This is a genomic window from Rhizobium laguerreae, from assembly GCF_019778565.1.
GTDB lineage: Bacteria > Pseudomonadota > Alphaproteobacteria > Rhizobiales > Rhizobiaceae > Rhizobium > Rhizobium laguerreae.
Window position 1 is genome coordinate 211,795 of record NZ_JAAXQT010000004.1, and the last position, 14,290, is coordinate 226,084.

At 62.6% G+C, this 14,290-nt stretch carries 10 protein-coding genes; 9 read left to right on the top strand and 1 reads right to left on the bottom strand.

The window, feature by feature from the left end; all coding sequences use genetic code 11:
- Positions 1 to 51: 51 nt before the first annotated feature.
- The 9 genes from epmA (at position 52) to HFO71_RS15050 (ending at position 12,972) form a co-directional block, all read left to right on the top strand.
- Complete coding sequence (gene epmA, locus HFO71_RS15010; RefSeq protein WP_077977923.1) at positions 52 to 1,113, top strand: EF-P lysine aminoacylase EpmA; 1,062 nt, start codon at positions 52 to 54, stop codon at positions 1,111 to 1,113.
- A complete protein-coding gene (locus HFO71_RS15015; RefSeq protein WP_131640859.1) occupies positions 1,110 to 2,162 on the top strand; it encodes a lysine-2,3-aminomutase-like protein in 1,053 nt (350 codons plus the stop codon). The genes epmA and HFO71_RS15015 overlap by 4 nt, the downstream gene beginning before the upstream one ends.
- A 263-nt stretch (positions 2,163 to 2,425) precedes the next feature.
- Positions 2,426 to 2,677, top strand: coding sequence for an acyl carrier protein (locus HFO71_RS15020; protein WP_025396395.1), 252 nt, complete (start codon positions 2,426 to 2,428; stop codon positions 2,675 to 2,677).
- Complete coding sequence (locus tag HFO71_RS15025) at positions 2,677 to 3,858, top strand: acyl-CoA dehydrogenase family protein (protein ID WP_025396394.1); 1,182 nt, start codon at positions 2,677 to 2,679, stop codon at positions 3,856 to 3,858. The genes HFO71_RS15020 and HFO71_RS15025 overlap by 1 nt, the downstream gene beginning before the upstream one ends.
- A gap of 5 nt (positions 3,859 to 3,863) precedes the next feature.
- Positions 3,864 to 4,772, top strand: a complete 909-nt coding sequence (locus HFO71_RS15030) for an amino acid--[acyl-carrier-protein] ligase (RefSeq protein ID WP_012759415.1) — start codon at positions 3,864 to 3,866, stop codon at positions 4,770 to 4,772.
- Positions 4,763 to 5,755: a DUF1839 family protein gene (locus tag HFO71_RS15035; RefSeq protein ID WP_183594567.1), complete on the top strand. Its 993-nt coding sequence runs from the start codon at positions 4,763 to 4,765 to the stop codon at positions 5,753 to 5,755. The genes HFO71_RS15030 and HFO71_RS15035 overlap by 10 nt, the downstream gene beginning before the upstream one ends.
- 16 nt (positions 5,756 to 5,771) lie before the next feature.
- The gene (locus HFO71_RS15040) at positions 5,772 to 8,252 is read left to right on the top strand and encodes a glycoside hydrolase family 2 protein (RefSeq protein WP_077977921.1); all 2,481 of its coding nucleotides are present in this window, start codon (positions 5,772 to 5,774) and stop codon (positions 8,250 to 8,252) included.
- Positions 8,253 to 8,297: 45 nt separating this feature from the next.
- Positions 8,298 to 9,476, top strand: a complete 1,179-nt coding sequence (locus HFO71_RS15045; protein WP_077977920.1) for a glycosyltransferase family 4 protein — start codon at positions 8,298 to 8,300, stop codon at positions 9,474 to 9,476.
- Between the two features lie 184 nt (positions 9,477 to 9,660).
- Entirely contained in the window at positions 9,661 to 12,972 is a 3,312-nt protein-coding gene (locus HFO71_RS15050; protein WP_221988204.1) for an oligosaccharide flippase family protein, read from the top strand.
- Positions 12,973 to 13,041: 69 nt separating this feature from the next.
- On the opposite strand, the gene HFO71_RS15055 is transcribed toward HFO71_RS15050, so the two are convergent.
- Positions 13,042 to 14,220 carry a glycosyltransferase family 4 protein gene (locus HFO71_RS15055; protein ID WP_131640857.1) on the bottom strand — a complete coding sequence of 393 codons (1,179 nt, stop codon included), beginning with the start codon at positions 14,218 to 14,220 and terminating at the stop codon, positions 13,042 to 13,044.
- Positions 14,221 to 14,290 lie beyond the last annotated feature (70 nt).

Genomic DNA, 14,290 nt, shown 5'->3' on the forward strand with positions numbered 1-14,290 from the left:
CCGGGAAATAGCCACCCCCCATACCGGCCTCTCCGGCGAAGAAAGCTTGGAATGAACTCTTCGGCGAAAGCGTCCCCCTGGTGGACCCCGTCCGTGCATGCCGACCGCCGTCCGTTCCTGATCGGACGCAATGCGATCCAGGCGGCGTTGCGCGGGTTTTTCGCGCGCGAGGATTTCATCGAGGTGGATACGGCGGTGCTGCAGGTCTCTCCCGGCAACGAGGCGCATCTGCATGCCTTCGCGACGGAAGCGCTGACGACGGATGGGCAAAAGGCGCCGTTCTACCTGCATACCTCGCCGGAATTCGCCTGCAAGAAGCTGCTTGCGGCGGGCGAGGAGCGCATCTCGTGTTTTGCGCATGTCTATCGCAACCGAGAGCGCGGACCGCTGCACCATCCCGAGTTCACCATGCTCGAATGGTATCGGGCCGGTGAAGGCTACGAGAGCCTGATGATGGATTGCGTGCGGATCCTGGCGCTGGCGACTGAGACGGCGAAGACCGGGAAGCTTGCCTATCGCGGCGCCGAGAGCGATCCCTTCGCGGGGCCGGAGCGGATCAGCGTTGCCGAAGCGTTCGAGCGTCATGCCGGCGTCGATCTTCTCGCCTCGGTCGCCGCCGACGGTTCGACCGACCGCGACCATCTGGCCGCCGAGATGAAGCGCGTCGGCATGCGTGTTGCCGATGACGACGGCTGGGCCGATCTCTTCAGCCGGGTGCTGGTCGAAAAGATCGAGCCGCGTCTCGGTTTCGGCCGCATCACCATCCTCGACGAATATCCGATCTCGGAGGCAGCCCTTGCGCGTCGCTCGGCACGCGATCCGAGGGTCGCCGAGCGTTTCGAGCTCTATGCCTGCGGCGTCGAGCTTGCGAACGGTTTCGGTGAACTCACCAACGCTGCCGAACAGCGGCGACGGTTCGGGATCGAGATGGCCGAGAAGGCGCGGGTCTACGGCGAGACCTATCCGATCGACGAGGATTTCCTCGCCGCACTGTCGCTGATGCCTGAGGCAAGCGGTATCGCGCTCGGCTTCGACCGGTTGGTGATGCTGACGACGGGAGCATCACGCATCGACCAGGTGCTCTGGGCGCCGGTGGCGGAGGTTGGAAGATGAATGTCGTCAAACCGATCAAGAGCGTCGACGATCTTGTGAAGGCGGGGCTGGTCGCGCCTGCCGATCGCGCAACGCTCGAGGAGGTGGCGGCGCGTTACGCGGTTGCGCTGACGCCTGCGATCAGCAAGCTCATCGATCGAGCCGATCCCGATGATCCGATCGCACGGCAATTCGTGCCCGATGCAGCCGAACTTACAATCGCCCCGGAAGAACGTGCCGATCCGATCGGCGATCATGCCCACAGCCCCGTCGAAGGCATCGTTCACCGTTATCCCGATCGTGTCTTGCTCAAGGCCGTGCATGTCTGCCCGGTCTATTGCCGCTTCTGCTTCCGGCGCGAAATGGTGGGGCCGCAGGGCCTCGGCACGCTCGATGCGGCGGCGATGCAGGCCGCTTTCGATTATATCCGAGGTCATGAGGAAATCTGGGAGGTCATCCTCACCGGCGGCGATCCGCTGGTGCTTTCTCCGCGCCGGCTCGGCGAGATCATGGAGGCGCTTGCCGGCGTCGCGCATGTCAAGATCATCAGGTTCCATACGCGTGTTCCGGTCGTCGATCCCGAGAAGATCGATGCGGCGCTGATCGCCGCGCTGAAGGCGAGCGGCAAGACGGTGTATGTGGCGTTGCACGCCAATCATCCGCGCGAACTGACGCCGGAAGCGCGGGCCGCCTGCGGCCGCCTCGTCGATGCCGGCATCGCCATGGTCAGCCAGTCGGTGCTGCTCAAGGGTGTCAATGACGATCCAGACGTGCTCGCGATGCTGATGCGGGCCTTCGTCGAAACCCGCGTCAAACCCTATTACCTCCATCATCCGGATCTGGCGCCCGGCACCAGCCATTTCAGAGTGACGATCGAGGCGGGGCAGGAGATCGTCGCGGCGCTGCGCGGGCGGATTTCCGGTCTCTGCCAGCCGGCATACATCCTCGATATCCCAGGCGGTCACGGCAAGGCCGTCGTCACTGGGAGTGCGATCCGTGCGACAGGCGACGGATGTTATTCCGTCACCGATTATCGCGGCGGCGAGCATTCCTATCCACCGGCCGGTTGAGACAAACGCGGCGTTTTGCGTGTCATTTCTGTACTCGCCACGCCAGAAACCAGACTGTGTCGCAGTATCGAAATTATCTTAAGTCATTGATATAAGGTGGTTGTTTACGACGGCGCGGGAATGATCGCTAAAATCCTAACTATGAGCCTCAGTCATATTTAACTCAATAAATTAGCGGAATGTTCTGTTTTCCGCACTAAAAGAACGCTCATGACAAGGCGATGAACGCCGGATCGGGATCATGAGAATCTTGGAGTGATGGGATGAATAAGGCAATCCGCGACCTCGTAGCCAAATTCGGCAAGCTTCCTGGGCCGATCGATCAGGTCGCCGACGACGCCGATCTTTATGCGGCAGGTTTGACGTCCTTTGCTTCTGTGCAGTTGATGCTTGGCCTCGAAGAGGCCTTCGACATCGAATTTCCCGACAATCTCCTGAACCGCAAATCCTTCGCGAGCATCTCGGCCATCGCCAGGACCGTCGATCTCATCCGGGACGGCCGGAAGGTCGCCTGATGAATTTCCCTGTCAAGATCATGCAGGACGGTCTTGTCACAAGGGTGGCCCGCGTCGCCGAAATTGCGGCGAAACACGCGGATACCGTTGATGCCGAAGCCCGTTTCCCTCGGGAAGCCGTCGATGCGATGAAGGCCGAAAGGCTGCTCGGCATCCAGGTGCCGCGCCATCTCGGCGGCGAATCCGCCTCGATCACCGAGATCGCCGAATTGTGCTCGATGCTCGGCCAGGCCTGCGCTGCAAGCGCCATGGTCTTCGCCATGCACCACATCAAGCTGTCGAGCCTCGTTGAACACGGCGCCGACAGCGAATGGCATCGCGGTTTCATGCGCCGCATCGCCGCCGAGCAGCTGCTGATCGCATCCGCCACCACCGAAGGCGGTATCGGCGGAAATCTGCGCAACAGCATCTGTGCGGTCGAGGTCGATGGCGACACGTGCCGTCTCGAAAAGGATGCGACTGTCATTTCCTACGGCTCGCACGCCGACGCCATTCTCATCACCTCGCGTGCCCACGCGCAGGCGGCTTCCTCCGATCAGGTGCTGACGGCCTTCCTCAAGGACCAGTACACGCTCGAGAAAACGCATGTCTGGAATACGCTCGGCATGCGCGGCACCTGTTCCGACGGCTTCCTGTTCAAGGGCGAAGCGCCGGCTTGCCAGATCCTGCCGAAGCCTTTCGCGGAGATCGCGGCGCAGTCCATGCTTGCCTCCTCGCACCTCTTGTGGAGCGGCGTCTGGTACGGCATCGCCGTCGACGCCGTCGTGCGCGCCCAGGCTTTTGTGCGTGCCGCAGCCCGCAGGGCGCCGGATGCCCAGCCGCCAGGCGCGCTGCGCCTCGCCGAGGTTTCGAACCTGCTGCAGATGGTGAAATCCAACGTGGTTGCCGGCCTCAAGGCCTATGAGGATGCCAAGGCCGATGCCGACAGGCTGTCTTCGATGGGATTTGCGGTGGCGATGAACAACGTCAAGATCGCTTCGTCCGAGACGATCCTGGAGATCGTCAACCATGCGATGCTGATCTGCGGCATCATGGGCTACAAGAACGGCACGCCCTTCAGCCTCGGACGCCATCTGCGCGACGCGCATTCCGCACAGCTCATGATTTCGAATGACCGCATCCTCGGCAACACGTCGAGCATGCTTCTTGTCCATAAACAGGACACTAGCCTACTGGGGTGACAGTCATGGATATGCAGACCTCGTTTCTGGACCGGCTTTTCGAATCCGGTCTGCTGATCGATACCGGCATCGACGGGCTCTACGGCCGCAGCGGCCAGTTCGAAGATGTGATCGCTGCCTTCGAGCGCCTGATCGACACGTTCGGCGGCGCCGATGGTGCCGAAGCCATGCGCTTTCCGCCCGGCATGAACCGTGCCTTCTTCGAAAAGAGCGGCTATATGAAGAGCTTTCCGCAGCTCGCCGGCACGGTGCACAGCTTCTGCGGCAGCGAGCTCGATCATGTCAGCCTGCTGCAATGCATGGAGGTCGGCGAAGACTGGACCAAGGGACAGGAGGCGACCGACATCGTGCTGACGCCGGCTGCCTGCTATCCGCTCTATCCGACGATCGCCAAGCGCGGCAACCTGCCAAAGACGGGCGGCCTCTTCGACCTGCAATCCTATTGCTTCCGGCATGAGCCGTCGAAAGACCCAGCCCGCCAGCAGCTGTTCCGCATGCGTGAATATGTCTGCATGGGCACCGAGCTGCACGTCACCGATTTCCGCCAGCGCTGGATGGATCGCGGCGTCGAGATGATGAAGGCCGTCGGCCTCGAGGTGACGATCGACGTCGCCAATGATCCGTTCTTCGGCCGCGCCGGCAAGATGCTCGCCAATAACCAGCGCGACCAGAACCTGAAGTTCGAGCTGTTGATCCCGATCACCTCGGCTGCCAATCCGACCGCCTGCATGAGCTTCAACTACCATCAGGATGCCTTCGGCACGAAGTGGGGTCTCAATCTCGAAGACGGCAGTGTGGCGCACACCGCCTGCGTCGGCTTCGGACTGGAGCGCATCGCCCTTGCCCTCTTCCATCATCACGGGCTCGATGTGAAGCAATGGCCGGCCAGCGTACGGAAAGCGCTGTGGGGCTGAGCAAATCGATGACGTCGGTATTTTCGGGGGTATTTTCGGGAATCGACCCGGAAACCTACCGGGCGCATGCGCTGCATTCGGGTGAGCGCACCTGGCCGGAAACCAATTGTTATGTCGATCTCTGGATCGAGGTTCTGGCAACATCAGGCGTTGCGCCAGAGGCGATGCTCGGTTTTACCCTGACGCAGGATTTCGAGGGCGACCAGTTCACCTTCTTCAAGGCGCCGCTCGAGGATCTCGAAGCGCTCTACGACATTCGTGCGACCGAGCTTGCCATCTACGATCGTGTCGAACGCCATGTCGAGGTTCAGATCGCGCGGGCCCGTCTCTGCCTGATCGAAATGGATTCCTTCTACATGCCGGATACGCGCGGTACCGCCTACCGGCAGGAGCACGGCAAGACGACAGTTGCGATCAACCGACTGGACGTTGCGGCCAAGCGCGTGGATTATTTCCACAATGCCGGTTATTTCCGGCTCGAAGGCGAGGATTTCGACGGGCTGTTCCAGCTGCAGCTGACGGAAAACGATCCGCCGTTCCTGCCCTACACGGAATTTGCACGATTCCCGGAAAGGCCGGCCGATGACACGCATCTGCGGTCGACCGCGCGGCGGCTTGCCGGCTTTCACTTCGCTCGGCGTCCCCGAGAAAATCCGATCCGCGCCTTTGCAAGCGTTTTTCCACAACAGGTCGAAGCGGTGGCGGAACGGCCGTTCGGCTTCTTCCACAAATACGCCTTCAACACCCTTCGCCAGGTGGGCGCCAATTTCGAACTGGCGGCCGATTACCTCACCTGGCTCTCCCCTGATGAATTCGCGGCTGCCGCCGAGCATGCCCGGCGCATTTCCGAGGTGGCGAAATCGGTGCAGTTCCAGCTTGCCCGCGCCGTCACCCGCAGGAAGTTCGAGCCGTTGCAGGCAGCACTTGATCCGGCCGCCGATGCATGGGATTCCATGATGGCGTCGCTTGCGGGGCGAATCTGAGGCCGGAGATCTGACCATGCGGGGGCGTTTGGCAAGCATCGGTGCCGAGGAAAGTTTGCTTTCCGAAGGCTGGAACCTGATCCTGACGGAGCCGGGCGCCTGCGCCGTGCCGCACGACATCCCGCTTTCCGCACAATTCATTCCAGCACCCGTTCCCGGCACCGTCGCCGCCGCGCTCGAAAAAGCCGGGCTCTTCGACCGGGAAAATCCAGAGCCGCTGAACACGCGGGATGCCTGGTATCTCTGCCGGCTTTTCGATGCCGAGCCCGGCGACGCGATCCTGCGTTTCGAAGGGCTGGCGACACTCTGCCACGTCTTCCTGAACGGCCAGGAAATCCTGTTTTCCGAGAGCATGTTCACGGCGCACGAGGTTCCGGTGACGCTTTCGGGCGGCGACGAACTGGCACTGTGCTTCCGGGCGCTCGGCCCCCGCCTGTCGGAGCCAGGCCCGCGCGCACGCTGGCGGCCGCAGATGATCACGCCGGCGGGCTTGAAGAATTTCCGCACGACGCTGCTCGGCCATATGCCCGGCTGGTGCCCCGATATCCATGCCGTCGGGCCATGGCGGCCGATTTCGATGGTGCGGCGCAATCCCGTCTCGATCGACAACGTCTCCATCCGCGCCGCACTGGAGGAGAGTGGTGTCGGCCGCCTCAGCGTTTCCCTCCATAGCAATGCCGAGGATCCGGCAATGCTGCTGCGCTGCGGCGGAATGGAGCAGCCCTTCGAAAAGGTCGGCGACAGTCATTACTCGGCTATCCTCAAGCTTTCCGACATCGAGGCCTGGTGGCCGCATACGCATGGCGTTCCGCGTCTCTACGCGCTGACGCTGGTTTCCGACGGCGCGGAATATCCGCTCGGCAGGACCGGCTTTCGACGTATCGACGTCGACCGTGGTGCCGATGGCGACGACTTCGCGCTCCTCGTCAACGGCGAACGCATCTTCTGCCGCGGCGCGGTGTGGACGACGGCCGATATCGCGCGATTGCCGGGCGGGCGGGCGGATTATGAGCCGTTCCTGCGGCTGGCCGCTGCAGCCGGCATGAACATGATCCGCATCGGTGGCACCATGGCCTACGAAACGCGTGATTTCTTCGCGCTCTGCGACGAGCTCGGTCTGCTCGTCTGGCAGGACTTCATGTTCGCCAATTTCGATTATCCGCGCAACGACAAGGCTTTTCTCGGCCACGTGCATGCGGAGGTCGAGGAATTCCTGCACGGCGTGCAGGCGTCGCCTTCGCTGGCCGTGCTCTGCGGCGGCAGCGAAATTCACCAGCAGGCGGCAATGCTCGGCCTGCCGGCGGAATTCTGGAGCGGGCCGGTCACCGATGAAATCATCCCGGCGGTCGTCGCGCGCATGCGCCCCGACGTGCCCTATGTGCCGAACTCGCCATATGGCGGAGCGATGCCCTTTTCGCCCAATGCCGGTATCGCGCATTATTACGGCGTCGGCGCCTATATGCGGCCGATTGCCGATGCGCGCCGCGCCGATGTGCGTTTTGCCTCCGAAAGCCTCGCCTTCGCGCATGTGCCGCAGCAAAGGACGCTGCAGCGCCATCTCGATGTGCCCGCCGTCCACAGCCCGCTGTGGAAGGCCCGCGTGCCCCGCGACCGCAGCGCATCATGGGATTTCGAGGACGTTCGCGACTTTTACCTGCAGCTTCTCTACGGTTTCGATCCGGCTGAGCTGCGCCGCGAAGATCCGGAACGCTATCTCGATCTCTCCCGCGCCGTTACCGGCGAGGTGATCGAGGAGACTTTTGCCGAATGGCGGCGCAAGGGCTCCGCCTGCAATGGCGCGCTCGTCTGGACGCTGCAAGACCTGCTGCCGGGCCCGGGCTGGGGAGTGATCGACTCCACCGGAGAGCCGAAGCCGGTCTGGTATGCGATGCGCCGTGCATTCCGGCCGGTGCAAGTGATCTTCACCGACGAGGGAACGAACGGTCTCGACGTGCATGTCATCAACGAGACGGATGCAGCACTCGACGTCGAGCTCGAAGTCGTGTGCCTGCGCGGCGGAAAACAGCAGGTCGTCAGCGGCAGCAGGGCCTTCAAGCTGGCGGCAAGAGACACGGAGCGCCTTGCCTGCACCGCGCTGTTCGGCGCCTTCTTCGATACGACCTATGCCTTCCGTTTCGGGCCGCCGGCGCATGATGCCGGTGTGGCGCGCCTGCGCTCGCTGGCGGACGGCGCCATTCTCGCCGAGAGCTTCCACTTCCCGTGCGGACGGGGGAAGGCGCTGCATGATGCAGGTATCGAAGCATCATTCACCAGAGACGGCGACGACTGGTTCGTTGACATCAGGACCGACCGGCTGGCGCAATCGGTGCATATCGACGTCGAGGGCTATCGGGCCGAGGACGACTGGTTCCACCTTGCCCCCGGTCCGATGCGGCGTGTGAGGCTCCACGCGCTGTCCGGCGTGGAAAGCGATATTCCGCCTGCGGGCGAGATCAGAAGTCTAGGCAGTTCGCATCGCGTCGCAATCGAGGGCTGACGCCCCTGCGAAGAGTGATGCCGATCCATTGGGAAAGACCGTGATTTGAGAACGATATACCGCCTTCTGCGCGCCCATGTCCTGCAGCGGCTGATCCCGCGGTCGCGTCTTGCCTTCAATCCGCGCAGGCCGGTGGAAATCGTCGGCTATCTCTCGATGGCGGTCGGCGTCGGCGAATCGGCAAGGCTCTGCGCTGGCGCATTGTCGGAAGCTGGGCGGGCGATTTCACTCTCCGACGTCAGCACGCATCCTGACGAGAATTCCTTTGCCGGATGGATGCCGTCGCATCTCTCCACCGAAGCCGCGGGGAGCCGGATCTGGCATCTCAATCCGCCGATGCTGCCGCGCGCCATCCTGAAGAAGGGCGTTGCCAATTTCACCCGCGCCTTCAACATCGGCTATTTCGCCTGGGAGCTCGAAGTCGTGCCGGCCGAGTGGCGCAATGCGATGCATTACATGAATGCCGTCTTCGTGCCGTCGGAATTCACCAGGCGGGCGATTGCGCCCCTCACTGCGGCACCGGTCATCGTCGTTCCGCATCCCGTCACAGAGAAGCCGGCGACGGAAGGCATGCGCCAGAAATTCGGCATCGAGGAGGACGCCTTTCTCGTCAGCTTCATCTTCAGCGCCGGCTCCTCGATCAACCGGAAGAATCCGCAGGCCATCATCGAGGCCTTCAGGATATTTGCCGCCGAATGCCCCAGCGCCTTCCTGTTGATGAAGGCCAGCGGCGATATCAACAAGGATGAGGGCCTGCGCGAACTGATAAGCTCGGTCGCGGGCAATACCCGGATCAGGATCGTCACCGACAGGATGTCGGACTCCGATATCAACGGCCTCATCCGCTGTTCAGACGCCTATCTTTCGCTGCATCGTTCCGAGGGTTTCGGGCTGACGGTGGCCGAGGCGATCATGCAGCGTACCCCCGTCGTTTCCACGGCCTGGTCGGGCACGGTGGATTTCTGCGATCCCGACAATAGCTGGCTGGTTGCCTCTCCCCTCATTCCGGTGGTCGATGCCCATCCCGAATTTGCCGGGCTCGAAGGCGCGGTCTGGGCCGATCCCTCACCCGAGGCGGCGGCCGCGCACCTGCGGGACATCTTCCGCACACCCGAGCGTGCACGAGAGAAGGCCGAGAAGGCGCGGGAGTTCCTGCTGCGTTACCTCGCCGAGAACAGCTACGAGAAGGCGCTTCAGACGCTGGCGGCGATGCAGGCCAGCTAAGGTGCCACTCCGCTTTATTTTAACATTTTCGCATTAGAGATGGCGGGTATGCGGCTTTAGAGCATGTCGCGCAAAAGTGTGCAGCGGTTTTGCGATAACGACATGCGTAAAAACAAAAACCTAAAGTGCGAGGAGCGATCTGAAGATCGCGACGCGCTTTAGGCCGATCCTGACGGATGGACAGATGTCGAAGGGTATTGTCGCAAACTCGGTGATGAATGGCGCGGCAGGCATGCTGCTGCTTCTGACGGGCTTCGTTTCCTCGATCATAACCGCGCGGCTGCTCGGGCCGGAAGCCAACGGCATCGTCGCCTTTTCGCTCTGGCTGGTGGTGACCGGCGCCTCGATCGCCGAGCTCGGCTCCAGCATCACGCTGCTGAAGACCTTGCCGCAACTTTCGGCGGACGGCTTCGACGCGCGCCGCCGCCGGGGTTTTGCCGCCATCCTCGTCAGCTTCATGATGTTCTCGACCGTCGTGCTGCTGGCGCTCTACGCCCTATTCTTCCTGACCTCCGAAAAGATGCACTGGGCCGACACCGCGCCTTCCGTCGCTCTGGTCACGGGCGTGCTGTTCTTCGTCCAGGCGATCGGTTCCTTTGTCAAATTCTACCTGATCGGCGAAAAGAAACTGGGCGCCTTCTTTAAGCTGACGGTCGCCGTCTCGATCGTGCAGCTTGCCGGCGTTGCCGTCGGCGCCGTTTTTTACGGCGTCGAAGGCGTTCTCGTCGGTTATGCGCTCGGCCAACTGGTGCTGTTTTTCGCCACGCTGCCGATCCTTCTGGCGCGGCGCGACTGGTGCGGGGTCTCGCTGAAATATCTCGCCTCCTCCTCCGTCATCCTGTCGATCCAGTTCATCATCGATTCCATTTTCCTCAACCGGCTCGAGCTGCTCTTCCTGCAGCAGTTCTGGTCGGTGGAGATGGTCGGCTATTATGCCGTCGGTCTGTCGATCGCGAATATCGCGCTGCAACTGCCGATCCAGATGACCGGCAGCCTGCTGCCCTATTATTCCGAGCGGCGGCACAGCAGCGACGATTCGACGTTGCCGGTCGAGGTCTTTGCCGCCGTCACCCGCAGCATGGCCTATATCGTGCTGCCGATGAGCCTGGGGCTTGCCGCGATCTCCAGTGAACTGGTGCTCGTCGTGTTCGGTGAAGCATTCCGCCGCAGCGGGACGGTGGTGGCGCTGCTTGCGCTTGTTGCTCCCGCCTATACCTTCATGCAGATCCTCAGCCTCTACCTGCTGTCGATGGACAGGGCCCGCTCCCGCCTGAACATCAGTGTGATAGGTGGCCTTCTGATGGTAGTGGGTTGTTTACTCATCATACCTAGGCTTGCAGCCGAGGGTGCCGCACTCGTGCGTATCCTCGTATTCGTTGCGATGTCGGTGATGATGATCAGACAGACAGGATTCGGATCCCAGCTTTCGGGCCTCTACGCGAGCTTGACGAAGGTGACGCTCGCCTCCGTGCTGTGTGCTTGCGGCGCGATTTCCGTGCTGGAATTCGTCCAGGGTCCGGCCGGATTGGTCGGCGCGATCATCGCCGGCGCATTCTGCTATTTCGCAGCACTGCGGGTGCTGCGCGCCGTGCCGGGCGAGGATGTCGAAGTCATGCGCTCCATTCTCGAGAAGATGCCGTCCCTGCTGCGCCGGCCGGTCGGCCGTGCGATCAATTTCATCGCGCCACGACTTCCCGGCGATCCCGATCGCGCCAAGGTCGCGCCTGGTGAATTCTCGCTCGAGCCGGCCGAGGGTGCGGGACGCCGTGCCGCCCTGCCTGTCGTCTTCGACGGCACGATCGGGCTGTTCATGCCTGAGAATCCTCTCGCCAAGAAACGTTCGGCCGCCGTGCTCTTCGTCAGCCCCTGGGGTTTCGAGGAGATGTGCAGCCGGAAATTCTTCCGCGTCGCGGCCGAGCATTTCGCCGATATCGGCGTGGCGAGCCTGCGCTTCGACTATCGCGGCACCGGCGATGCGCTCGATTTCGGCGCTCTACCGGCAAGGCTGGAAACCTGGGAAGATTCGATCCGTGCGGCCGCCGCCAAGCTGAAATCACTGAGCGGCTGCGACCGCGTCATCCTCATCGCCCAAGGCCTCGGCGCGACCCTTGCCCATCGCGTCGGTTCCTCGATCGACGGCGTCGACAGCCTCGTCATGCTGGCGCCGGTGCTGAGCGGCCGGGCCTATCTGCGCGAACTCAACATGTGGTCCAAGATCATCGATGCCGATCTCGGCCTCGGCAAGGAGCATGTCCAGACTGCCAAGGTGCAGATTGCCGGGCTCGTCATGCCCGAAGAGATCGCTGCCGAGCTCGGCAAGCTCAGCATCGCCTCGCCGCAGGAGCTTGCAGCTCCCCGCTATCTGATCCTAGAACGTCCTGCCAAGGCCGAGGATACCGGTTTTGCCGATACGCTGAAGGCGCTTGGCGCCGATGTCGAGCAGAAGGCTTTCGAAGGTTATGACGAGCTCGCCACCAATCCGCTGTTTGCCAAGACGCCGATGGCTGTCGTAGCACTGCTGACGACGTGGCTAGAGACAACGACGACGGAGACATCCGCCGCCCAATCGCCGGTAGCGATCGACAGCCTGCCGCTTGCCGGCGATGGTTTTGCGGAAACGCCGGTCCGTTTCGGAAGCCATAATCATCTGGTCGGCGTCGTCAGCCGGCCGCTCGGCGAGATCAAGGGTAATGCCGTGCTCTTCCTGTCGACGGCCTACGACCGGCATGCCGGCTGGGGACGGACGACGGTTGATATGGCGCGCGAGCTCGCTCGCCAAGGCGTCGTTTCGCTGCGCTTTGATTCCGCCAATGTCGGCGACAGCCCGCCGCGGCCGGATGCGCCGGAACAGGTGCTTTATTCGGATACGCAGACCACGGATGCGGTCGCCGCGCTCGATCTGCTCGAAAGCGTCGTCGCCGGGCCCGTCATGGTCGCCGGCCGATGCAGCGGCGGCTATGTCGCCTTCCGCGCCGGCGTCGCCGACGAACGGCTGAAGGCGGTCGTGTCGATCAATCCGTTCGTCTATTATTGGGATCCCGACATGCCGGTGCGACGGGAGCATGTCGTCTCCGTGCCCCGTAGCCTCGATGATTATAGCCAGCGCCTCGCGCGACTCGACACGCTGAAGCGGCTGCTGCGCGGCCAGGTCGACGTGGTTGCGGCGCTGCGGAACATCGTCATCGCCGCCGGCCGCCGGCTGTCGCCGTGGATCGCGCCGCTGCTCGAGTTACTTCCCGACCGGCGCCATATCGCCCGCGAGGTCCGGCACTCATTCGCGCTGTTCGGCAAGCGTAAGGTACCGCTGACGCTGATCTACAGCGAGGCCGATGTCGGGCTCGACCACGTCTATTTCCACTTTGGGCCGCGCGGCGCCAGGCTGTCGCGCTATCCGAACGTGCGGCTGCTGATGCTGCCGGATGCCGACCACAATCTGACGCCGCCGCAATCGCGCAAATTCGTACTCGACGAGATCATTCGTCTGGCGAGAGCATAACCGGCGATTTTACAGCGCCGCGTCTTTTCACACGCGCAACCCCGTAGCTTATGCCGCAGGAAGACAGGATCAGATGCTTTTCGCGGCGACGACATCAAGCGATCTGTAGAGATCGATGTAGCGTCCGGCGACGATATCCCAGGAGTAGCCGCGGGCGGCGTCGAGAAGCCCGGCGCGAACGGCGTCCGGCTGGCGCGAAAGAGCTTGGTGGGCGGCTTCGATCGCCGTGGCGGCGCTCTCGGGATTGGTGAAATCGGCAAGCAGGAGAACAGGATGCCGGTCGGCGAGCGTCGAAAAGGCATCGTTGGCGTTCAGCACCGGCAGCAGACCGGCGCTCATCGCCTCCAGCGCCACCAGGCCGAAACCTTCATATTCCGAGGCGGAGGCGAAAATCGAGGCTTCTGCGATGATGCGCCGGATGGTGTCGTTCTCGGGCGACACATGCAGGGTGACGCGTCCGGAGAGATCACGGCTTTCGATTGCGCCTTCGACATCCGCCCGGTTCAGGTCGGATTCGGCGCCGACGATGTCGAGATGCCATTCCGGATCGCGGGTCTTCAGCATGGCCATCGCATCGAGCAGGTGGTCCAGCCGCTTGTTCACCGAAAACCGGCCGATCGTGACGATGCGGCGCTTTGCCCAGCGCGAAGCGGTGTCGGCGAATTTGCCGATATCGGCACCGTTTTCGATCAGCAGGCTGTCGGGCACGATCTCGGAAAACTGCTTGAGGTCGGAGGCGCTGCAGCAGACGACGCGGCGGTAGGCCATCGCCGAAGCGCGGGTCAGCGTCCGGAACCAGATTTTCTTGATCGTCGCGTATTTCCGCGTGTGGAAGAAGCCGCCATGGGTGGTGACGATCATCGGCTTGCCGTGCAGCAGCCGGCCCCAGGCGAGCGCGTCGAAGAAGAAGTCGATGGCATGGACATGGACGAGATCGGCATCGGCAAGATGGCGGAAAACCTGCGGTGCCAGCGGATAGCGGCTGCTGCCGAACCAGGTAATGCGCACCACTTCGATGCCGTCGATATTTTCGCGAAGCGGCAGCTTGTCCTCAGGCGCGGTGAAGAGCGAATCCAGCGTGACGACGCGCACGCGATAACCGCGGCGCACGGTCTGTCGGGCGAGATTGGCGACGACATCTTCTAAACCGCCGCGATTGGGCAGGAACTGGCGCACGACATGGACGATCAGCGGAGCGGTATCCAACTGCGGGCTTTCGCGTAGCCTATCTGCCTCGATGATCGACATTTTCCACCTATCGCTGCACGCCGGCCCGTGTTGACGCGGGCTCTTAACACAGCAAAGACCAGATATGTCC

What these genes read in the sequence shown, in the direction of transcription:
- HFO71_RS15055 (WP_131640857.1), bottom strand. Translation starts at nt 14,220, where the DNA reads ATGTCGATCATCGAGGCAGATAGGCTACGCGAAAGCCCGCAGTTGGAT.
- HFO71_RS15050 (WP_221988204.1), top strand. Translation starts at nt 9,661, where the DNA reads ATGTCGAAGGGTATTGTCGCAAACTCGGTGATGAATGGCGCGGCAGGC.
- HFO71_RS15015 (WP_131640859.1), top strand. Translation starts at nt 1,110, where the DNA reads ATGAATGTCGTCAAACCGATCAAGAGCGTCGACGATCTTGTGAAGGCG.
- epmA (WP_077977923.1), top strand. Translation starts at nt 52, where the DNA reads ATGAACTCTTCGGCGAAAGCGTCCCCCTGGTGGACCCCGTCCGTGCAT.
- HFO71_RS15040 (WP_077977921.1), top strand. Translation starts at nt 5,772, where the DNA reads ATGCGGGGGCGTTTGGCAAGCATCGGTGCCGAGGAAAGTTTGCTTTCC.
- HFO71_RS15030 (WP_012759415.1), top strand. Translation starts at nt 3,864, where the DNA reads ATGGATATGCAGACCTCGTTTCTGGACCGGCTTTTCGAATCCGGTCTG.
- HFO71_RS15020 (WP_025396395.1), top strand. Translation starts at nt 2,426, where the DNA reads ATGAATAAGGCAATCCGCGACCTCGTAGCCAAATTCGGCAAGCTTCCT.
- HFO71_RS15025 (WP_025396394.1), top strand. Translation starts at nt 2,677, where the DNA reads ATGAATTTCCCTGTCAAGATCATGCAGGACGGTCTTGTCACAAGGGTG.